Below are 21,749 nucleotides of genomic sequence, written 5' to 3'. Positions count from 1 at the left end.
TGGGAGACACGGCCAGGCTGTTGCGCATCCCTGCGTAGCACACACCAACCGACGCAAGTCGGCTCGGCGCCCTGGCTCTCTCTCACGAGACGGCCGGGGCGCTCTGGTTTTCCCCCCATGCACGAGACCGAGGACCCGATGACTTTGACGACGATCTTCCGGCGCAGTCCCGCGACGCCGAGTGCTGCTGAACTTCCTGCGGTTGCCGGCCACCACGGCGGGCTCCTGCCACTCTCCCGCCTGCGCGTCGAGGCGCAGGGCCCCGTCGACGGCCCCGTCGTCGTCGTGCTGGGTGGCATCTCTGCCTCCGCGCATGTCGCCGCCCATGCCGGCGACCCGACGCCTGGCTGGTGGGATGCCATCGTGGCGCCCGGCGGCGCGATCGACACCGCGCGATGTCGCGTCGTCAGCATCGATTGGTTGACGATCCCCGGCCATCCCGTCGACGCCCGCGATCAGGCGCGAGCGCTCGGCGTCGCGTTGGATCGCCTCGGCGTGGCCACTGTCGAGGCGATCGTGGGTGCATCGTACGGCGGCATGGTCGCACTGGCCTTTGCCGCACTCTACCCGGCGCGGGCCGCGCAGTTGATCATCCTCTCCGCCGCGCACGAGAGCCACCCGATGGCCACCGCCCTCCGTTCGATCCAGCGTGGCGTGGTGCGCCTCGGCATCAAGAGCGGCCGCGCCCACGAGGCGGTGGCGCTTGCCCGCGCCCTCGGCATCACCACCTACCGCACGGCGGAGGAATTCGCCGATCGTTTCGGTGCCGCCCCCGTGCGCACCGCGTCGGGCTATCGCTTTCCCGTCGAGGACTATCTGGAGCATGGCGGCACCCGCTTCGCGATCGGGTGCGAAGCGGAGCGCTACGTGGCGTTGTCGGAGTCCATCGATCTGCACCGGATCGATCCGGCCGAGATCTCCACGCCGACGACCTTGCTCGCGGTGGAGGGCGATCAGCTCGTCCCGATCTGGCAGGTGCACGAGTTGTTCGGCCAGCTTGCCGGTCCCGGCCGCGTGGTCGAGATCACGTCGCGCTATGGACACGACGCCTTTCTCAAGGAAGTCGCGGCCGTGGACGGATTGATTCGCGCGGCCCTCGCGCAGGGGGTGCGTCATGCCGCGTAATGGCCACGCGACCGCAACGCGCGCGGTGCGCGCCGGCATCGCGACCGATGGGCAGCACGGCGCCGTGGTGCCACCGATTCATCTCTCCTCGACGTTCCGGTTCCCCGCCTTCGGCGTGAAGGGGCGCTACGACTATTCGCGCTCCGGGAATCCGACGCGCGATCAACTGGCCGAGGCGCTCGCCGTGCTCGAAGGGGGCGCCTCCGCGGTGGTCACCGCCTCGGGGATGGCTGCGGTGACGCTCGCTGTGCAGCTGGTCCAGCCGGGTGAACTGATCGTCGCCACGCATGACTGCTATGGCGGCACGCATCGACTGCTGACACACCTGGCTCGACGCGGCCACTTCGACGTAGCGTTCGTCAACCTGAGCGATCCCGCCGCCGTCGCGCCTGCACTCGCGCGGAAGCCACGCCTTGTCTGGATCGAGACGCCGAGCAATCCATTGCTGCGTATCACCGACATCCGCACGGTTGCCGACGCCGCGCACGCCGCGGGTGCGCTGGTCGTGGCCGATAACACCTTCCTGTCGCCGGCATTGCAGCAACCGATCGCCCTCGGCGCCGACATCGTGGTGCACTCCACCACGAAGTACATCAACGGTCACAGTGACGTCGTCGGCGGCGCGGTGATCGCGGCGCATCAGGGGCTGGGTGAGGAACTGGCCTGGTGGGCCAACTGTCTCGGCCTCACGGGCGCCCCGTTCGACTCCTTCCTCACGCTGCGCGGCGTGCGCACGCTCCATGCGCGGATGCGCATTCACGAGGAGAACGCCCTCGCCATCGCGGCGGCACTCTCTGCGCATCCCCTGGTCGAGGCGGTGCACTATCCCGGCCTGGCCGACCATCCGGGACACGCGCTGGCGGCTCGGCAGCAGCAGGGCTTCGGCGCCATGCTCTCGTTCGCCGTCCACGGCGGCCCGGCGGCGGTGGAGGCCGTGGCGACCGGACTGGAACTCTTCACCTTGGCCGAATCCCTGGGCGGCGTCGAGAGCCTGATCGCCCATCCGGCCACGATGACCCACGCGGCGATGGACCCGGCAGCGCGGACCGCTGCGGGCATCGGCGACGGGCTGCTGCGGTTGTCGGTGGGGATCGAGCACGGAGCCGACCTGGTAGCCGACCTCCTCGCCACCCTCGATCGGGTCGCGGCGACGGCGTTGGTGCAGGCGTCCATTTGAGTCCGCGGTGGGGAGGGCGCGTCGAGCCGCCTCCGGGCTAGATTTCCCGGGTGATGGACCTCCTCCCCAATGCCGATTGCCGCACCCCAGTCGCCCCCGACCACCCCGAGCTGATCGGGGGCGGTCGGCGGTGGACAGGGGTCGGCACGTCTGACCCGGAGTCTGCATGAGTCCCCCGAAGATCCCTGAGGGCAGCCGTCGTGGCTGGATCATCCCGATCGGGGGTGCCGAAGCGAAGGTAGGAAACGTCTCGATCCTCGAGCGTTTCGTCGCCCTCTCGGGTGGCCGTGATGCCCGCATCGGCGTGATCCCGACCGCCTCCCAACTGTCGGACACCGGTCCGCGCTACCACACGCTCTTCCGCGAGTTGGGAGCGGCCGAGGTGCTGGTGATGGACTTCGACACGCGGCGCGACTGCGAAGAGCCCGCACGGCTTGCGGACCTCGCGCGGTGCGACGGGGTCTTCCTGACCGGTGGCAATCAGTTGCGGCTCTCCACCCTGCTCGGCGGAACCTCGGTCTCGCGCTTGCTGCGCACGCTCAACGCGGCCGGGGCGACGATCGCGGGGACCTCGGCGGGGGCCGCCTTTCTGTCCGAACACATGATCGCCTTCGGCGCGGAAGGCGCATCGCCAACCGCACGTGGCGTGACCCTCGCACCTGGTCTGGGCCTCACCAACCGCGTCATCATCGACCAGCATTTCCGGCAGCGCGATCGACTGGGCCGACTGCTGAGCGCCCTCGCGTACAATCCGTTCGCGATCGGCCTCGGGCTCGACGAGGACACCGCGGCCTTCATCGGGCCGGATGAGACGGTGGAGGTGGAGGGCAGCGGCGCGGTCACCGTCCTCGACTCGGGTGGCCTCACCTTCTCCTCGATGGACCGTGTCCAGGAGAACGAGCCGGTCTCTCTGCTCGGGATCCAGCTGCACATTCTCACCCGCGGGGCGCAGTTCAATCTGCACACCCGCGAAGCCGTGGCCGGCTCGCTGGCAACCAGCAAGAGCTGACCGGCGTGTCCTCAGGGGGCGACATGAAGATTCTCGATCGCGCGGTGTATGTCGGTCCCTCACGCTACGCCCATTTCCCGGTCATCCGCCTGCGGCTCGATCTCGGCGCCCTCGAAGCGTGGCCGACCTCCCGCCTCGGCCCCGAGTTCATCGAGCCGCTGTTGGCTGCCCTCCCCGGTCTGCACGAGCACGGCTGCAGCTACGGCGAACCAGGGGGCTTCATCCGCCGACTCACCGAGGATGAGGGGACCTGGCTCGGCCACGTGCTCGAGCATGTGGCGATCGAGCTGCAGAACGTCGCCGGGATCAAGGTGACCTTCGGCAAGACGCGCGGCGCCGGTCCCGAGGGCGTGTACGACGTGGTCTACGAGTACGAACAGCGGGACGAGGGGCTGGAGGCCGGCGAACTCGCGCTGCGCCTGCTGCTCGCGCTGCTGCCGGATGCCTTCCGCCCCGACGGCGCGCGGCCCCCCGATTGGGACTTTGCCCGCGAGCGCGATACCTACATCCGGTTTGCGCAGCGCCGCGCACTCGGGCCGAGCACGGCCTCGCTGGTGCACGCCGCCGAAGCGCGCAACATCCCGTGGATGCGCCTCAATGCGTATTCGCTGGTGCAGCTCGGCCTCGGCAAGTATCAGCAACGCATCCAGGCCACCGTCACCGGCCGCACCTCGCATATCGCCGTCGAGATGGCCAGCGACAAGGAGGAGACCAACAAGCTCCTCGGTGCCCTCGGACTCCCGGTGCCGCGCCAGGAGTTGGTCCAGCGCGTCGAAGATGCCGTGCGCGCCGCCAAGCGCATCGGGTTTCCTGTCGTGGTCAAGCCCTACAACGGCAATCATGGTCGCGCGATCTCGATCCACCTCACCACCGACGAGCAGGTCGCGACGGCGTTTGCCCTGGCGCAGGAGGTCTCGCGCTCGGTCATCGTCGAGAGTTTCGTCACCGGCGACGACCATCGGCTCCTCGTCGTCGATGGCGTGCTGGTTGCGGCGACCCGGCGCACGCCGGCGCACGTGGTGGGCGACGGTCGCTCCACGATCGCCGACCTCGTCACCGAGGTGAATCGCGACCCGCGTCGTGGCATCGGCCACGAGAAGGTGCTCACCCGGCTCGAGCTGGATGCCAAGGCGGTCGAGTTCCTCGCGGCCAATGGCCACAGCCCATCGACCGTGCCGGCGGCCGGCGAGCGCGTCTATCTCTGCGCCACGGGGAACCTCTCGACCGGCGGCACCGCGACGGACGTCACCGACATCATCCACCCCGACAATGCGGAGATGGCGGTACGCGCCATCAAGGCCGTCGGACTCGACGTGGGCGGCGTGGACTTTCTCTCGGCCGACATCAGCGAGTCGTACAAGAGCCACGGCGGCGGGATCTGCGAGGTGAACGCGGCACCGGGCTTCCGGATGCACTCGGCGCCAAGCGAGGGGACCCCGCGCGACGTGGCCGGCCCCGTGATCGACATGCTCTTTCCGAAGGGGACGCCGAGCGTGGTGCCGATCGCCGCCGTCACGGGGACGAACGGCAAGACGACGACGGCGCGCATGCTGGCGCACATCTGCCAGATGGCGGGCTTCACGCCCGGCCTCACCACCACCGACGGCGTCTACATCAACGGCCAGCGCACCGTCGAAGGGGACATGACCGGGCCCGCGTCGACGCGCATGGTGTTGAGCGACCCGAGCATCGACGTGGCCGTCCTGGAGGTCGCGCGGGGCGGGCTCCTCCGGGCGGGCATGGGGACGCGCTACGTCGACGTCGGCGCCGTGCTGAATGTCCGTGCCGACCACCTCGGCCTGAAGGGGATCGACACCCTCGAGCAACTCGCTGAGGTGAAGCAGGTCGTGGTCGAGGTGGCGCGCGACACGGCGGTCCTCAATGCCGACGATCCGCTCGTGCTGCAGATGGCCTCGGAAACCGACGCCAAGCATCTCTGTTACGTCACCACGAACCCGGCGCATGAACTGGTGCGTGAGCACATCCGCGCCGGCGGTCGGGCCTGTGCGCTCGAAGCGGGTGTGAACGGCGAGATGATCACGCTGTACGACCACGGCGCCCACATCCCGCTGCTCTGGACCCACCTGATTCCCGCCACGCTCGATGGCCGCGCGCTGCACAACGTCCAGAACGCCATGTTTGCCGCGGTGATGGCCTTCTCGATGGGAATCAAGCTCGACAGCATTCGCACCGGGCTGCGGACGTTCGACACCTCGTTCTTCCAGGCGCCGGGTCGGATGAACGTCTACTCCGACCATCCGTTCCGCGTGATCCTCGACTACGGCCACAACGCGCACGCGGTCGGGGCGATGGTGGAGCTGGCGGCTCGGCTCGATGTGCGCGGACGCCGGATTGTGGTGGTGGCCGCGCCGGGCGACCGCCGCGACGAGGACATCCGCGCGATCGCCGAGACGGTCGCGGGGCACTTCGACGCCTACATCTGTCGCCGCGACGACACCCTGCGGGGGCGCGATGGCGATGAGGTCCCGCGCCTGCTCGCGCGGGCGCTCGCGGCATCCGGCGTCCCGGCCGATCAGGTCCAGGAAATTCCCGATGAACAGGCCGCGATCGACCATGCCCTGCGGATGGCACGCGCCGGCGACCTCGTGCTGATCTTCGGCGACTCGCTGCAGCGGTCGTGGGATCAGATCACCTCGTTCCGGCCCGACGGCAGTGAAGCGCCGCTCCGCACGACGGGCGAATTCCCGGTCGCCTCCGTGGCGCCAACACGCCAGCCGAGAGTCTCGCTCGATGGGGCCACGCTGGTGCGTGACGAGCGGGGCGTGCGCCTCGCCCGGGAGAGCGACGACTGACCGACATGGCCCAACCTGAGCTGGTGGCGCCGGCCTGGAGTGATTCGCGTCGACTCTTCGGGCCGTCCAGGTGGCTCGAGGCACCCGGTGTCGTGCTCGAGGGCGTCGTCGACGGCGAGCTGGCCTCGACCGCTGCCGATGCATGGCGCGCCACCGTCCAGCGGCTGGCAGCTGCGCTCGGCTGGCCCGCACCGACCTGCAGCGTGACGGGCCGGGCCGGCCATCTGGTGCTCGCCTTCACCGCCCCCGGCGACCGACTGCTGACGGCCACCGAGGTGAACGAGTGGGCCTGGGAGTCGGCGCTGCGTGCCGCCGGGGTCGCATCGGCACCTGCGCTTCTCGCCCCGGGCGACCTTCCCCGCGACGAAGCGTCCGCGGTCAGGCAACTCGCTGTCCTCGCGACCCTCGAGGCACAGGCGCCATCAAGCGACCTCGCGGTCGTCGCGAGGCCCGACCAGCGGGTCGCGCTCGTCACCGGATCCAATGGCAAGACCACCACGACGCGATTGATTGCGGCGATGACCATGGCCACCGGCCAGCATACCGGCTGGTGCTGCACCGACGGCGTCTTCATCGATGGGGTGGCCGTCGAGGCGGGTGACTGGTCCGGCCCGGCCGGAGCCCAACGGGTCGTCGGCGCCCCCGCTGTCGAGTGTGCCATCCTCGAGACGGCACGCGGCGGCATCCTGCGTCGTGGACTCGGTGTCCTCGGTGCCGCGGTCGCCGTGGTGACCAACATCGAAGCCGATCACTTCGGAGAGTACGGTGTCGAGACGCTTGCCGATCTCGCGCTCGTCAAGCTGGTCATCGCGAAGGGACTGCGGGGAGGCGGCGTGCTGGTGCTGAATGCGGACGACGCCGCGCTCCGCGCCGCAACGCTCCCCGCCGGCGTCACGGTGGCGTGGTATTCACCGTCCGGCGCCACACGCCAGGTCGGGGAACAGCCCGCCACCGCATGGCGCGACGGGGACCACCTCTGGCTCGCGGCTCCGCGCGGCGTGGAGGATCTCGGCGACCTCCGCACCATGCCGCTCACCGCGGCCGGTGCCGCCGAGTACAACCTCACCAACATGCTGGCCGCTGCGCTCGCGGCGCATCACCTCGGTGTGGTGCCGTCGACGATCACTACCGTCTTGGCGCGGTTCGGGGCACACCCCGCCGACAACGCCGGCCGCCTGAGTCGTTTCGAGCTGCACGGGGCGACGATTCTCCTCGACTACGCGCACAATCCGACGGGGCTCACCGGGCTCCTCAAGGTGGCCCGCAGCCTCCACCCGACTCGGCTGCTGCTGCTGCTCGGTCAGGCGGGGAACCGCGATGACGGCGCACTCGCCGACCTGGCCGCCGCCGCGTGGGCCGCTCGGCCCGATCGCATCGTGCTGAAGGAACTCGACGGCTATCGGCGCGGGCGCACCATGGGCGAAGTGCCGGCGTTGCTCGAGGGTGCCCTGCGGACACTTGGCGCGCCCACCGACCGAATCGTGACGGTCCTCGACGAAGTCGAAGCGGTCGAGGCCTCCATCGCCTGGGCGCAACCCGGTGACGTCCTCGTGCTGCCGGTCCATTCGCTCGACGCGCGGACCGAGGTGCTGGCGCGCCTCGCCGCCATGGGTGCTGTCACGCCCGCCTGACCCGGACCCCTCTCCTGGAGTTGTGCGATGCATCGCCTTCGAATCCTGTTGGTGCTGACGCTGGGGAGTGCGGCCTGCGCGCAGCCGGCGCCTGCTCCCACCGCCCTCGATCCGATCGCGGTTCGCTACGTCGGCCTCGTCCTGCGACTCGGTCACCACGATGCCAACTATGTCGATGCCTACTACGGCCCCGACTCCCTGAAACAGCTCGCAGACCGTGATTCGATGTCGGTGGCCGCGATCGGTGCCGCCGCCGATTCGCTGATTGCCCAATTGGGCGACACCGTTCCCGCGTACACTGACTCGCTGGTGCAGCTGCGGCATCGCTACCTGCGCACCCAGCTCGGCGCACTCTCATCCAGAGCCGCGATGCTCGGTGGCAGGCGGTTCACCTTCGACGAAGAGGCGAAGGCGTTGTACGATGTCACGCCGCCGACCCTCCCCGATGCTCACTTCGATTCGCTGGTGTCACGCCTTGACGCGCTGATCCCCGGCCCCGGGAGTCTGGCGTCACGTTATCAGCGCTTTCGCGACGGCGCGATGATTCCGGCCGGGCGAGTGGATACCGTCTTCAAGGTAGCGATTGCCGCGTGTCGGGCCCGCACACTGGCGCATCTCCCGCTCCCGGCCTCGGAGCGGTTCGACCTGGAGTATGTGAAGGGGACGTCGTGGAATGCCTACAACTGGTACAAGGGTGAGTATCACTCGCTGATCCAGGTGAACCTCGACTTCCCGATTCCGGTGGATCGCGCGGTGGATCTGGCGTGCCACGAGGGCTATCCGGGGCACCATGTCTACAACGCGCGCCTCGAGGAGGCGTTGGTGCGGGGGCGCGGCTGGGTGGAGATGTCCGTCTATCCGCTCTTCTCGCCGCAGTCGTTGATCGCCGAGGGGAGTGCCAATTACGGGATCGAGATGGCGTTCCCGGGCGAAGCACGGACCGCCTTCGAGCGTGACTCGCTCTTCCCGCTCGCCGGGCTCGACCCGGCGCTGGCAACCCAGAACGCCGACGTGCGCGCCGTGATGGAGCAGCTGAATCATGCGCGCAATGCGGTGGCGCGCCGCTACCTGGACGGCGCGCTCGACTCGGCGGGTGCCGTGGCGCTGATGGAGCGGTGGTGGTTGCAGTCGCCCGAGGCGGCGGCGAAGACATTGCGATTCATCCAGACCTATCGCAGTTATGTCATCAACTACAACCTGGGCCGTGATCTGGTGGCATCGTACGTCGAGCGGGCGGGGAACGATCCGGCGGCGCGGTGGCAGGCGTTCGGGGCGCTGCTGTCGTCGCCCCGGCTTCCCGGCGGCCTGCAGTAGCCGTCAGGGGACGATGAGCAGATAGACCGCCACGCAGACGCCCACGCCGAGCCCAAGGGCGATGAGGCCGAGCGTGCGGCGCTTCGGCAGCGCGATCCAGAGGGTGATCCCGGTGAGTGCGCCGAGCAGCAGCAGGATGGCGGAGAGATCGATCAGCCAGCTCCACGCGGTGCCGCTGTCCTTGCCGCGGTGGAGATCATCCATCCGGATCAGGAAGGGACGCATCTCCTTCGTGATCGTCATCGCGCCGGTCGCGAGCGTGATCACCGCCTCGAAGCGGCGGCCGGGGCCGCGCAGCTCCACGCGAAGTTCCTCGCCATCACTGTCGAAGGTGGAGAGTGCGCCCAACGCGCCGTAGGTGGTGCGCAGCGTCTCGATGATCCCGGCGGTGTCCGGCTCATGCGTCAGCAGGGCCATCGGCAGCGTGCCGGTGGTCTCGACCGGCGCGGCCTCGCTGGCGGACACCCACTCCTCGTGATTGAGGAGCAGTCCGGTCGCGGCGAAGAACACCATCAACAGCATCGCGAACACGGTCAGGTAGATGTGCACCGTGCGGGTGGCCGAGACCACCCGGTTCCACTTGCGGGACATCGCTTACTTCGCGGCGCTGCAGGTGACCGTACCGCCGGCGAAGGCGGGGGTCGTCTCGAACTTGCCCGTCACCGCGCCATTGGTGCAGTTGAGTGCGGCGCTCCGGAGCGAGTGCGGGCCATTCTCGAACGACTCCTCGAACCAGAACGTGTATTCGCCGGCCTTGACCGCCGTGCCGTGGTCATCGAGGCCGTCCCACTCGAGGGTGTACTCGCCGACCGGACGGGTCGCGCGGGTCACGGCATCGATCACGTCCCGGGCACCGGCGGACATGACGCCGTACCACTTGCTCATGTCCGGGATGTACTTCCGCTTCGTGCCCCAGAAGGCCAGCGTGCGGACCGGCTTCCCCTCGGTATCGGTGACCCACACCGCGACATAGGGGCGGTGCCGGTTCGGGTTCGTCGGCGTGATGTCGATCGTCACGGTCGCGGTGACGTTCCCCGTCGCCGTCGGTGCCGACGAAGCGACCTCATAGGCCGCGAACCCCGCCGTGCGGTGCAGCACGCCGTCGGCCCCGACGATCATCGCCTCGACACCGGGCGTGGCGGCGGCGAGCCGCATCCCCTCGGCCGGCGTCAGCACCGATAGCGTCGTCGCGAGCGCATTGGCCGTGGCGTTGTCGCGCGCGATGACCGTCGTGGCCGCGACGGCGTTCGCCGGCAGGCCCGTCCGCGGATCGAGGATGTGCGAGTAGTGCACGCCGTTGATCGTGAAGCCACGTGCGTACCGACCGCTGCTCGAGACGGCCCGATCACTGATCTCGAGGACCGTCAGCGGCGCGGCGTTGTCGGCCGGCGCACGTGGGTCGGCCACGCCGATCCGCCAGGCGGAACGCTCGGCCGACGCGATGCCCCACGTGCGAATGTCGCCGCCGAGGTTGATCACGCCGCCGAGCAATGTCGGCACGGCGGCCTGCGCGGCGGCCAACGCGTGATCGATGATGTAGCCCTTGCCGAGCGAATTGAGGTCGAGGCGGTCTGCCGTCAGCAGCCGCACGCCATTGGCGTCGATGGTCCAGGCCGGAGTCGCAATCCGCGCGGTGACCGTCGTCAGCTCATCGGCTGATGGCAGGCGGCCAGCGGCTTCTGCGGCGCGCCACAAGGCGGAGAGTGGCGCGACGCGGGCCGAATAGGCGCCGCCGCTCTGCTGATTCCAGAAGGCATACCGGTCGAGGACGGCCGTCAGGTCGGCAGAGGGCCGCGCTGACCCGCCAGACACCAGCAGTCGGCTGACTTCCGAGGAGGCGTCATAGCTGCTCAAGACCAGCCGCAGGCGTTCAATCTCCGCCAGCGCGGCGCGCTCCGCCTGGGCGGCGGCTTCCGGGGTCGCGGCGGTGAAGGTCAGGTCGAGCGAGGTGCCGAGTACGCCGTCATGGGCGAAGTGATATGCCTGCATCGTCGGCGCCGGGGTCGGGCCGAACAGGGTCGTCAGCAACAAGGCCAGATGCGAAGCGAAGGGCAGCGCCACGAGTCATATCCGAGTGAGGGAGTCGGCTAAACACCAATGCAATCAATGAGATACGCGGTTCCGAGGCTCGAAGTTGCTCCGCGCTCGTCAGTGCCCGGCCGCCGCCGATTCCGCGGCAATCGTCTCTAGCGCTTCCCAACGCGTGGTCAGTTGGGTCAATGCGTGTTCGACCGCGGCGAGTCGGGCACGCGCCGTCGCGACGGCCGCACCGTCGCGGAGCACGCTCGGGTCGGCCAGGGTCGCAAAGAGCTGCAACTTCTCCGTCTCGCGGGCGTCGATCTGCTCCGGGAGTGCGGCAAGCTCCTGCTGCTCCTTGAAGGAGAGCCGACGCACCTTGCCCGCCTTGGCGGCCTTCGACGCTGGTGCCGCCGCAGTCGCCTTCACGGTCCGGCTTGCGCTGGCCGCCGCAATCACGGCCTGGCGCTGCCGAGCCCAGTCGCTGTAGCCGCCGACATACTCGCCGACCTTGCCACCGCCTTCCATCACCAGCGTGGAGGTCACCACGTTGTCGAGGAAGGCACGATCGTGGCTCACCACCAGCAGCGTCGCCTTCAGGTTGGACAGGAGATCCTCGAGCAGGTCCAGCGTCTCGATGTCGAGGTCGTTGGTCGGTTCGTCGAGAATCAGCACGTTGAAGCGCCGGGTGAAGAGGCGCGCCAGCAGCAGGCGATTGCGCTCACCACCGGAGAGCACGCGCACCGGCGTGCGGGCGCGCTCCGGCGAAAAAAGGAAGTCCTGCAGATAGCCGAGCACGTGCTTGCGCGCGCCGTTGATCTCGATGAACTCGGTACCGTCGCCGATGCTGTTGACCACGGTCTGCTCGGGGTCGAGCTGTTCGCGCAGCTGGTCGAAGTAGGCCACTTCGAGATTGGTGCCGAGGCGGACCGTCCCTTCCTGCGGCTCGAGCTGTCCAAGCAGGAGGCGGATGAGTGTCGTCTTGCCCGAACCGTTGGGGCCGATCAGGCCGATCCGATCGCCGCGCGCGATGGTGGTCGTCAGATCGCGCACGATGGTGCGCTCGCCGTAGCCGAAGGTGACGCCCTTCGCCTCGATCACCAGCCGCCCCGAACGCTCGGCCTCCTGCGCCTGCAGCCGCACGGTGCCGACCTTCTCCCGGCGAGCGCTGCGCTCCAGGCGCAGCGCTTCGAGTGCCCGCACGCGCCCCTCGTTGCGCGTCCGCCGCGCCTGGATGCCGGTGCGGATCCACACTTCCTCGCGGGCGAGCTTCTTGTCGAACTCGCTCCATTCCTTCTCCTGACTCGCGAGCGCCGCCTCTTTCCGTTCGAGGTAGGTGTCGTAGTCAGTGCCCCAATCAATCAACTGCCCGCGATCGAGGTCGACGATCCGTGTCGCCACGCGGCGCAGGAAGGTCCGGTCGTGGGTGACGAAGACCAGCGTGATGTTCCGCGCGATCAGGATCTCCTCGAGCCACTCCACCGCCTCGACGTCGAGGTGGTTGGTCGGTTCGTCGAGGAGCAGCACGTCGGGATCGCGGACCAGTGCGCGCGCCAGCAGCGCCTGCCGCTTCCGACCGCCGGAGGCCGCGGCGAACGGCGCCTCGGGGTCGAGGCCGAGGTGCTCGAGCACCGTCTCGACGCGGCTCTTCACTTCCCAGGCGTTGGCGGCATCGAGGGCGTGGTGCAGGCGGTCGAGCTCGTTGAGCGCGGCGTCGCTGTGGTCGGTCGCGACGCGGTGCGAGGCGTGCTGATACTTGGCGAGGAGGCGGCCGGCATCACCGAGGCCATCGGCGACGATGTCGAACATCGTCCCGGCGACGTCGCCGGGGACTTCCTGCTCGAGCCGGGTCACCGACACGCCGGTCTGCCGGACCAGTTCGCCGCGGTCGGGACGGATGGTGCCGTCGAGCAGCTTCATCACGGTGCTCTTCCCGGCGCCGTTGCGGCCGAGGAGGCAGACGCGCTCGCCGCGCTCGATGACCAGGTTGGCCTGATCGAGCAGAGGGGCCGCGCCAAACGCGAGGGTGATGTCCTGCAGGGCCAGCAATGCCATGCCACGTCCGACGCCGGGGTCTCCCTCCGTGCGACGGCGGGGCGCGCGTCGCGGGGAGGGAGGGGGAAACTAGCGGGGTCCCGGCACCGCGGCCCCGGAGGGGGCGTCCCGGTTGAGCCAGAGCGACACGGAGAAGGTCCGCTCCCGGGCGGTGTTCTTCCCGGCGATCCCGCCGTAGTACCCGGCCTGGATGCCCACCCCCTTCGACACCTTCCAGACCGCCGACCCGCCCACCTTGGTGGCGCTGTAGGCCACGCCGCCGTCCTGGAACGCCGCCACGTTGAACGACTGCGCCATGAGCAGCAGCCTGGGTGCGGCGTCGAGGCCGATCGTCAGGTCATAACGAAACTCGTCGGCACCGGTGCGCCAGGCCGCCCCACCCGCCGAGGCGCTCACGAAGCCGCGCGTCCCCAGCGCCCCGAAGCCGTTGCCATAAAGCAACCGGATTTCGGCGTCGGTGCTCACGGGCCCGAGCACCGGTCGGGCCTCGGTGTCGTAGAGCAGCGGGATATCGACTCGAGGCTGGATCGAGAGGATGCCGCCCTTCCCCTGCGCGAGCCGCTTCATCACGAAGAGGCCGGTCGCCCCGAAGCCGGTCGTGACGGTGGACTGGCCATTCCGCTTGTCCTCGAGCCGGGCATAGCCCTGCCCGAGGCCGAGCGAGAGGCCCTCCTTCCAGCCGTAGATGAAGTACATCCCCCAGTCGCGCTTCTCGAGGGCATTCTCGGTGGCACCGGGGCCGGCCGAGAAGCGATCCGGAAAGCGGCCCGCATTGAAGCCGTGTGACATGAACCAGCCGCCAGGCTTCACGGTCCACTGCGCATGCACCGCGGTCGGAGCCAACAGCAGGGCGATCAACAGGCGATGGTTCATTCGGTCGGACCTCGCGCCTCGGGAACGATGGTGGCATCGAACCGCACCGGGAGGCGCGGCGCGGCAGGACGTCGGTACAGCGTGTAGCCACTCCAACTCCACTCCTCGATGAAGCCCACCGGCGGGCGACGATCGGCGTCGAGCGTCAGCCCATCGTCGTCGGCCGTGACGAGGACATACTGCACGGCATTGGCTGGCAATGCCAGCGCAATATCGAATCCGGTATCGCGCGTGGTAAGGTACGGCGCAAACGAGGGCGTCCACTTCAGCAGTCCCTCGGCCCACCGGTCATCCAGCAGGATGCTCCGTGGTGGTGCCACCGCCAGTGCCTGCGCGATGGCACGATCTCGGCGGTCGGCATCGGTCGGCGTCGGCCACGGCAGCACGACCCACGCGGCAATCGCCTGCGCGCCGCCAATCACCGCCAGTGTCCAGCGCTGCCACCGGGGCAGGTCACGCGGCAACGCCACGATCGCCACCAGCATCAGCAGCATCGCCGCGAAGGCCAGGGAGAAGTGCCAGCCGGTCGTCGTCGCGGCCGCCAACAGGAGGAAGGGCAGTAGCATCCCGGCCGTGGTCGCTTTCGGGCGCGCCAGCGCCATCGCGGAGACCACGAGGTAGGGAATGGTCCAGCGCAGGATTTCCACCACGTCGGGGGAAGCGCGCTCCCACGGCGTGAACGGGAAGGCCACGCGTCCGGTGAAGATCCACGAGAGGTAGGCCCACGTCACCGTGGCGGCGAAGCCCGGGAAGACGAGCAGCACCATCTGCGACGCGAACGGCGGGATCTGCAGTCGCGGGAAAAGAATGGGCAGCACGGCACCGGCCACCAGCGCGAGGCCGAGGCCGAGCGGCGAGGTGTAGAACGCGAGGCCGAGCCACAGTCCCGTGTAGAGGCCATGAATCGTCTTGCGGGTCGCCCACCAGCGCCGATAGTGGCGCCAGCCGATGAAGAGCGCCGCGAGTCCGAGCCCTTCGTTGAAGTTGCCGGCGGTGAAGTGCAGCCCGAGCGGTGTCCAGAGGACCGCGAGGAAGAGCAGGTACGGCAGCAGCGTGCGCCGGGAAGTGCACTCGTCGATGATGCACCAGGCGAGTCCGGCCATGCCGAGGGTGCCGAGCACGATCGTCCACGCATCGGTCGGCGATGGCAGCAGCAGCAGAAAGGGCAGGGGCGGATACTCGAATCCCAGCAACTCGAGGCGGCCTCGGTCGGCCGCGAAGAGCACCCGCTGCAGGAAGGCGCCGTGCGGATCGCTGCGCCACCCCTCCCCGGTCAGCAGCCACGCCGCAACCGCGGGCGGGGCTGCGGCCAGCACGGCCAGCAGCGCCCGGACCCACCAGGCCGCGCGCGGCTCAGTGGCTGCTGGCGGGGTGTCTGGTGAGACCATGCGTGGTCTTCTCCCAGTAATAGGGGCGGGTGAAGAGCTGGCCGAGTGCCTTGTACGAGGCGATCGAGTGCAGCATCCAGTAGAGCGGATTCAGCAGCGCAAAGAGCACCAGCGGATGGAGCCGGCGCTTGAAGACGGCGAACATGTTGATGTAGATCGCCAGCGCGTTGCCCAGCAGCAGGTTGAAGAGCGAGAGATAGAGGATCGCCGGCGGAAAGAGCGGATCGAGCGCGGTGGTCCGCGTCACCACCCACACCAGCGTCAACAGGATCGAGATCGGCTGGAAGAGAAAGATCAGCGGCGTGCCGCCAATCAGCAGCGCGAAGCCCAGCGCCTGCCGCAGCCCGGCGCGGCGCACCAGGCCGATCGGGTCGCGCGAAAAGACCAGCGCGGTCTGCATGTAGCCCTTGATCCAGCGCGAGCGCTGCCGGAGCCAGTTGCCGAGGTGCTTGTTCGCTTCTTCGTACGTCGTCGAATTGACGATGCCGACACGATAGCCGTGCATCGCGGCCCGAATGCCGAGGTCGGCGTCCTCGGTGACGTTGAAGGGATCCCAGCCGCCAAGCTCGCGGAGCACCGGGGTCTTGAAATGGTTGCTCGTGCCGCCCAGCGGGATCGGCATCCGCAACTTGTCGAGCCCCGGCAGCAGGTAGTCGAACCAGAACGAGTACTCGAGCGTGAACATCCGCGTGAGGAAGTTCTCGTTCCAGTTGTAGTAGTTCAGCGCGGCCTGCAGGCAGATCAATTCCTTCGGCCCGCGGCGGAAGGCGAGCACGGCCTTCTTCAGCTGGTCCGGTTCCGGCTGGTCCTCGGCATCGTAGATCACCAGGTATTCGCCCTGCGCGAACAACAGCCCGACGTTGCACGCCTTCGGCTTGGTCTGCGGTTGGCCGCTCGGCACCACCAGCAACCGCACATTGGCCCCCGGCGACGCCGCCTTCGCGGCGGCGAGCGTATCGGCGTCATCCTCCTCGAGCAGCAGCAGGATGTCGAGCTTGTCGGCGGGATAGTCGAGGGCCTTGAGCGAGGTGAGCAGGCGTCCGATGACCGCCGCCTCGCGATAGGCCGGCACCAGGATGCTGTACGACGGCAGGTCGCGATCCCGCAGCGCCTGCACCTCGTCGTCGGTGATCGTCACCGTCGTTTCGGCCGCTGCGCCACTCACGCCCACGACGGTGCGGAACGCCACCACCGTGACGAAGAAGAGCGTGATCGGGACGTTGAGGGCGAAGAGCGTGGTCAGCGGCGCGGCCCAGAGCCCGAGCATCAGGGCGATCAGCGCGGTGCCGAAGAGCAGGTACTGCGGCAGCGTGAAGACCGTGAAGGCGCTCTCCGCCTGGTCGCGGAAGTAGAGGCCGTAGATCGAGGTGTCGACCACCTTGCGGCGGTTGGCGATTGCGATCGCCTGGTCGATGTCCCATTCCGTGGTGACCCGCACGTCGAGCACACGCCCCGGATAGACGACGGCGAGGGTCTCGCGCAGGTCGGCCGACGGCTGGTCGGCGACCGCCACCGTGAGCGTGGTGCCGTCGTCGCGGATCGGCACGGCGCGGAACTTCAGCGTCGCCTCGAGCGGGAAGCGCTGCGCCACCGCCGGCGACACCGTCTCCGGGGTGATCATGATGAACGGGAGTTGCCAGAGCTCGGCGAGGGCGCGCCCCAGATCCAGGCGGCGGATGCTGCCGAGGATCAGGAGCAGACGGCCGAGTCGCTCGCCGGTGCGCTCCTGCTGCTGGAGCGCCACGGCGAGCTGCATCTCGGTGATCAGCCCACGCTGGACGAGATGATCACCCAGCCGGGTCGAGCTCACGCCTCACCACACGCGGGTAGAGCCACCAAAGCAGGCCGAGGACGACGAGAACGGAGACCACCAGGATCACGGTGCGGTACCGCGCAAGCCAACTCGACGTGGTGTCGGGGAGCCGTTCGATCCGCCAGCCGGCGTTCGCCAGCGTCAGCGGCCGCGCCGGCCCGTTCACACCGCGGACGACGACGTCCCCGCGCGTCCCGAACCAGCCGTACGAGGCGAGTGTCTCCTCCAGCAGTTGCTGCAACGGCATGCCGTTGTCGCCGGTGTGGTGGAGGAGGAGAATGTCCCGGCCTCCCGCCGACCAGCCCTGCATCGCCGCATAGGGCGCATCCGGCGTGAACTCATCCCACAGCCGGCCATCCTTGTCGCGGAGTCGGAAACCCCCGGAGTGAATCGGGGCCACCAGCACATCCGCGAGGTTGCTGGTGCCGACCGCGAGCAGCGGCCCCACCGCTTCCTTGGCGTCGCGTGCGAGTGCCGGGGCCAACGGCGTGTGCGTGGTCTGCTGCATCGCGCCGATCGTGGCCGCGGCCAACTCGACGCGGAAGCGGTCGCGCGGCTCGAGCAGGACCGAGAACGCCGGGACGAACGACGACGGGAAGCGAGCGAAGCCCGGCGCGAGTGGTGCGCCGCGTTCGGTGACGAACGCAGACGCCTCGTCGATGGTGGCCGTGAAGACCGACCCGCCGAGGACGCAGGCGCCGTCGCCAAGGGTGACCTGGAAGCGCACTTCGAGCACGTTGTCACGACGCAGCAGATAGGTCGGCAACGGCACCGTGACATCAAGCGCCGCGCGGTCGAGGGCGCGGGACTGGATCAGGCTCCCGTTCAGGTGAATGCGCACCGAGCCGTTGCCGTTCGGCGGGAGCACCGAGTGGCGAGCGACAAGGCGGAACGACGTCGGCATCGTGCCGCCGCCGAGGTCCGCGAGGGCGAACGGATAGGCGCCGATGAGCAGCGAGCTGCCCTCGAGGGTGCGGCTCGCGAAGCCCAGGTCGGCGAAGGTCAGGCTGCCGGCCCCACCAATGGGCGTGTTGTGGTCCAGCGAGACGGTCGTCCCGCGGAAGCCGTTGGCCGCCACCAGCGCATCGCCGTCGGCAAGGGTGAACAACTGCCGGGCGTCGCGGCGTGCGGAGAGTGCGAGCATGGTGCCGTGGGTGCCGTTCTCCTGCACCAACGCCGTGGTGCCCGCCGCCGACCAGACCAGGGCGCGCGAGAACGGGCCCGGTTCGGTGATCGGCGTGCCGTCGGCCGGCAGCGGCTTGATCACGAAGCGGGTGGCCATGCCGCGATAGCGTCGCGCGACGAAGGCCGATGCATCGAGCGCGGCCTGGGCCGCGTCGAGCGAGGGCTGTTCGGCGAGGTAGAAGGTGACGGTATCGACCCACGGGGCGAAGAAGCCGTTGATGCCGCCCGGCGCCGTCGGGACACCGGCGAAGGCCACGCGGCTCTCGCCCGTCAACACGGTGCGGTAGTAGCGCTGGGCTTCGCAGACATCACGCCCGGGCACGGCCAGCGCGAGCGAGAGGCTCGCCCGGCCGTCGACCACGGTGACGCCGGTCAGCGGGAAGGTGATCGAGGTCGTCGTGTCGGAAAGCGCGCGCTGGGCCAGAATGCGATCGCGTTGCTGCAGGATCAGGGTCGCGGCGGGCATCCCCGGCGTCGGAATCACCGTGAGCGTGAGTGACGTCGGCGCGAGTCCGGGATTGACGGGGATGGTGAGCGCGGCTTCGTCGAGCGAGCCAAGGAGCGTGATGCCACTGGGGTAGCCGATGGCCTCGAGTCGCAATCCGAAGGGCGTGGTGGCCGCTGCCGTCCAGGCACTGTCATGTGGCAGCACCGTCGGGCGCGTCTCGCTGGAGGCCGTGGCGACTCCGCCGCCGGCGCTCGCGGCCGCCGTGCCCGCGAGGGAATCGGTGGCGGCCGGTGTCGGCGCCTTCGCGCCTTCGGGCTCGGGTTCCTTGCGGCCCGTGCCGCAAGCGACGATCGACATCGTCGCCGTCAGCAGCGCCAGGCGGGACAGGCCGAGCAAACTCCATCGTGTGTGCGTCACGGCTTCCTCCATTCCGTCATGCGGCACTATCGGCGCCGCCAGATTTCCAGTCCATCCTGCTCGAACCGGCGATCAAATCGCTCCGCAAAGGCCGGGCGGTTGGTGATGGCATCCGCCACCACGTTCGGTCGGGCACGGCGGTCGACGATGACCCAGTCGACCTCCTGATCGGGTGCCGCCAAGGCGGCTGGCCCCAGTTGCCACGTCCAGCTGTAGATCCGGTCGCGCAGCGCGATCCGGCTGCGTGGCGAGATGTTCACCGCCGGGTCGACGAGGACGCGGCCCCGATCGTACTGCGCCGCGAGCCAATCCGAGGCGGCCTGCTGCCGTGGATCACCGTCGCGGATCGCGAGGCCCTCGCGCAGGGCGCCAATCTGGCGCGTCCCCGCAAGGGTCCAGAGCCCACCCTGGGCCAGGACGACCACTCCAAGAGCGAGGAGCGTGCCCCGATGCCAGCCCGGCCCGCGCTGCATCAGAGAGCGGGCGGCAAGGACGATCCCGGCGGCGAGGGCAGGGAGGAGCATCAAGCCATACCGGAGATTGGCCAACCCCGGCGGATCGGACCACGGCAGGGAGAGCGCGCTCTGCCCGCCCACCAGCGCCAGGATGTTGAACGGCAGCGCCGCGTAGAGCAGCAGGGCGCCCGCAAAGCGGCGTGGGTGGCGGAGCAGGACGAGCAACCCGAGCAGTCCGAGAGCGCCGAGCACCATCCCGGAGGAGAGACCGACCGCGCCGAGGTAGGTGTTCGTCGCCACGCCGAGGTGGCCCTTGGTGGGCAACAACCCCTGCGCCGCGAGCGCCGCCTGTTGGCTCTGGGCGGACCAGGCGCCGCGCTGGAAGGCCAGCGGGTCGCCGAAGTAGGCCGCGTTGTAGCCGAGCCAGATCGCCACCATCGCCGCACTTGGCCAGCCGAAGCGCCACGCGGCCCGGAACCACCCCTCGCCTCGCCGATGGGCCAGCCACGCGACGACCGGGGTCGCCAGCATCACGTAGAACCAGCCATCGTACCGTGTCCCGACGGCAAGCGCCGCGCACCACCCCGCGAGCCCGAGCGAACCCCCCGGGTGGTCAGGATCGGCCCAGCGATCCAGCGCCGCGACCGAGGCGGTGAGGAAGGCGAGGAGTAGCGGTTCCGTCATCGCGGTGGTCTGCAGGTACAGCAACGACGGATTGGCGACGACCATCACGGTACCAACCCACGCGAGGCGCGGATCGCCGGTCCGACGAACCAGCAGGTCGTGGATCGAGGCGGCGATCACCACGAATGCTGCGAGGCCCACCAGACCCCCGGCGAGGCCATTCCACCACCAGGCGTCGACGAGCGTGAAGGGCAACAGCAGGAGATGCGGTACAGGCAACCACACCGTCCCCAGCATCTGCACGCCCGGGGTGACCGAGTCGACCACCCGACGCGCGATGTCGAGGTGTGCCTGCGCATCCCAGAAGGCGAAGACGAGATGCCGTTGATGGGCGACGACTTGCGCGAGGACGCCGGCCACGAAGGCAACGAGGCCGGCCTGCATGGCCGGCCTCGTCAAGAGTGCCTGGGTGCCGGCGCGAACGCCTGCACGTGCATCAGACATCCGGAGCAATCCGGCGCCGCTTGCGGGCTGCCGCGAGGCCGATCAGGCCGGACCCGATCAACGTCATCGTCGCCGGTTCCGGGACGACATCGGTCGGCGGGGAAATGCCGTCGCCGTTGACCGCGAAGATCGCGTTGTCGAAGTCCCAGTCGCTGTTGTTGTAGTAGACGTCCTCGAAGCCGAACGCATACAGGCCCTGGGTGCCGGGGATCACCCCGACGCCCTGGTTGCCCGCGACCCCGGCGGTGCCGAAGTAGCCGACGTGGCCGAGACCATCCGCATTGCGCGAGGCGGCGCCGGAGAAGAACCACATCCAGTTGTTGTTCATGTTGACTTGCAGCGCCAGCACCAGCTCGCTGCCCGCCAGCCACGTGAGGTTGTAGGTCAACGGCGGGGCGGGGTTCGGCTGCACGAGGTATGGATTGGTCGCCACGCCGTAGTTCTTGGTGAACATCGCCGTGCCGGTGCAGCTGCCGCCGCCAGCCCACGCGTAACAGTTGCTGCCCAGGTTGTTGCTGTAGTCGGCAACCGTCATGGCCCAGAGGGTGTGACCGTAGACCGTCGTGTTCTCCCAGCCGTAGTACGAGAACGTCAGCGGATCGCCCGTCGCGATCAACGGCGTCGTGGTGCCGAAGTTCGCCGGCAGCTGCCCGGAAGCCCCTTGGGGGGTCATGGGGACGAGCAACGCCGTCAGGGCGAGGAAACGAGCGTATGTGGACAACCGCATATAGACCTCGGGTCTCGGCACCGGGATGGCGCCTCGCCCCTCCTCATTTGCAAGGCCGGGGCCAGATCCGGGGACCAGCGCACAAACCATTGGCTGAGCGAGTCTTATGCAACACATGTTGCTCTGGAGCCACCACGATTCACCGCAGGTTGTTGCGGTGTTGCGCCGTCTGAGC

15 protein-coding genes are annotated in these 21,749 nt (G+C 69.0%); 6 read left to right on the top strand and 9 right to left on the bottom strand.

Features of this window, described 5'->3' with window-relative positions; all coding sequences use genetic code 11:
• Nucleotides 1-138 precede the first annotated feature (138 nt).
• The 6 genes from IPG05_04320 (at nt 139) to IPG05_04295 (ending at nt 9,069) form a co-directional block, all read left to right on the top strand.
• Nucleotides 139-1,125, top strand: a complete 987-nt coding sequence (locus IPG05_04320; protein ID MBK6494317.1) for a homoserine O-succinyltransferase — start codon at nt 139-141, stop codon at nt 1,123-1,125.
• The gene (metB, locus tag IPG05_04315; GenBank protein ID MBK6494316.1) at nt 1,115-2,302 is read left to right on the top strand and encodes a cystathionine gamma-synthase; all 1,188 of its coding nucleotides are present in this window, start codon (nt 1,115-1,117) and stop codon (nt 2,300-2,302) included. Before IPG05_04320 ends, metB begins: the two co-directional genes overlap by 11 nt.
• A 166-nt stretch (nt 2,303-2,468) precedes the next feature.
• Entirely contained in the window at nt 2,469-3,311 is an 843-nt protein-coding gene (locus IPG05_04310; GenBank protein MBK6494315.1) for a cyanophycinase, read from the top strand.
• Between the two features lie 23 nt (nt 3,312-3,334).
• Nucleotides 3,335-6,124, top strand: coding sequence for a cyanophycin synthetase (gene cphA, locus IPG05_04305; GenBank protein ID MBK6494314.1), 2,790 nt, complete (start codon nt 3,335-3,337; stop codon nt 6,122-6,124).
• 5 nt (nt 6,125-6,129) lie between these two features.
• A complete protein-coding gene (locus tag IPG05_04300; protein MBK6494313.1) occupies nt 6,130-7,755 on the top strand; it encodes a Mur ligase in 1,626 nt (541 codons plus the stop codon).
• A gap of 27 nt (nt 7,756-7,782) precedes the next feature.
• Nucleotides 7,783-9,069 (top strand): hypothetical protein, encoded by a 1,287-nt coding sequence (locus IPG05_04295; protein ID MBK6494312.1) that lies wholly within the window; start codon nt 7,783-7,785, stop codon nt 9,067-9,069.
• 3 nt (nt 9,070-9,072) lie between these two features.
• On the opposite strand, the gene IPG05_04290 is transcribed toward IPG05_04295, so the two are convergent.
• The 9 genes from IPG05_04290 to IPG05_04250 form a co-directional block, all read right to left on the bottom strand.
• Nucleotides 9,073-9,660 carry a PepSY-associated TM helix domain-containing protein gene (locus IPG05_04290; protein MBK6494311.1) on the bottom strand — a complete coding sequence of 196 codons (588 nt, stop codon included), beginning with the start codon at nt 9,658-9,660 and terminating at the stop codon, nt 9,073-9,075.
• 3 nt (nt 9,661-9,663) lie between these two features.
• Nucleotides 9,664-11,130: a DUF2271 domain-containing protein gene (locus tag IPG05_04285; protein MBK6494310.1), complete on the bottom strand. Its 1,467-nt coding sequence runs from the start codon at nt 11,128-11,130 to the stop codon at nt 9,664-9,666.
• A gap of 87 nt (nt 11,131-11,217) precedes the next feature.
• Complete coding sequence (locus tag IPG05_04280) at nt 11,218-13,140, bottom strand: ATP-binding cassette domain-containing protein (GenBank protein MBK6494309.1); 1,923 nt, start codon at nt 13,138-13,140, stop codon at nt 11,218-11,220.
• 69 nt (nt 13,141-13,209) lie between these two features.
• Nucleotides 13,210-14,013, bottom strand: coding sequence for a hypothetical protein (locus IPG05_04275; protein ID MBK6494308.1), 804 nt, complete (start codon nt 14,011-14,013; stop codon nt 13,210-13,212).
• On the bottom strand, nt 14,010-15,401 hold the full coding sequence (locus tag IPG05_04270; protein ID MBK6494307.1) for a hypothetical protein: 1,392 nt from the start codon (nt 15,399-15,401) through the stop codon (nt 14,010-14,012). Before IPG05_04270 ends, IPG05_04275 begins: the two co-directional genes overlap by 4 nt.
• A complete protein-coding gene (locus IPG05_04265; protein MBK6494306.1) occupies nt 15,367-17,211 on the bottom strand; it encodes a glycosyltransferase in 1,845 nt (614 codons plus the stop codon). The genes IPG05_04270 and IPG05_04265 overlap by 35 nt, the downstream gene beginning before the upstream one ends.
• Nucleotides 17,189-19,264 (bottom strand): cellulose biosynthesis cyclic di-GMP-binding regulatory protein BcsB, encoded by a 2,076-nt coding sequence (locus tag IPG05_04260; protein MBK6494305.1) that lies wholly within the window; start codon nt 19,262-19,264, stop codon nt 17,189-17,191. Before IPG05_04260 ends, IPG05_04265 begins: the two co-directional genes overlap by 23 nt.
• Nucleotides 19,265-19,290: 26 nt before the next feature.
• On the bottom strand, nt 19,291-20,787 hold the full coding sequence (locus IPG05_04255; GenBank protein MBK6494304.1) for a phospholipid carrier-dependent glycosyltransferase: 1,497 nt from the start codon (nt 20,785-20,787) through the stop codon (nt 19,291-19,293).
• Nucleotides 20,788-20,839: 52 nt separating this feature from the next.
• On the bottom strand, nt 20,840-21,691 hold the full coding sequence (locus IPG05_04250) for a PEP-CTERM sorting domain-containing protein (GenBank protein ID MBK6494303.1): 852 nt from the start codon (nt 21,689-21,691) through the stop codon (nt 20,840-20,842).
• Nucleotides 21,692-21,749 lie beyond the last annotated feature (58 nt).

This window comes from Gemmatimonadota bacterium (genome assembly GCA_016704275.1).
Classification (GTDB): Bacteria; Gemmatimonadota; Gemmatimonadetes; order Gemmatimonadales; family GWC2-71-9; genus Palsa-1233.
This window is presented reverse-complemented; position numbering and strand designations above follow the sequence as displayed.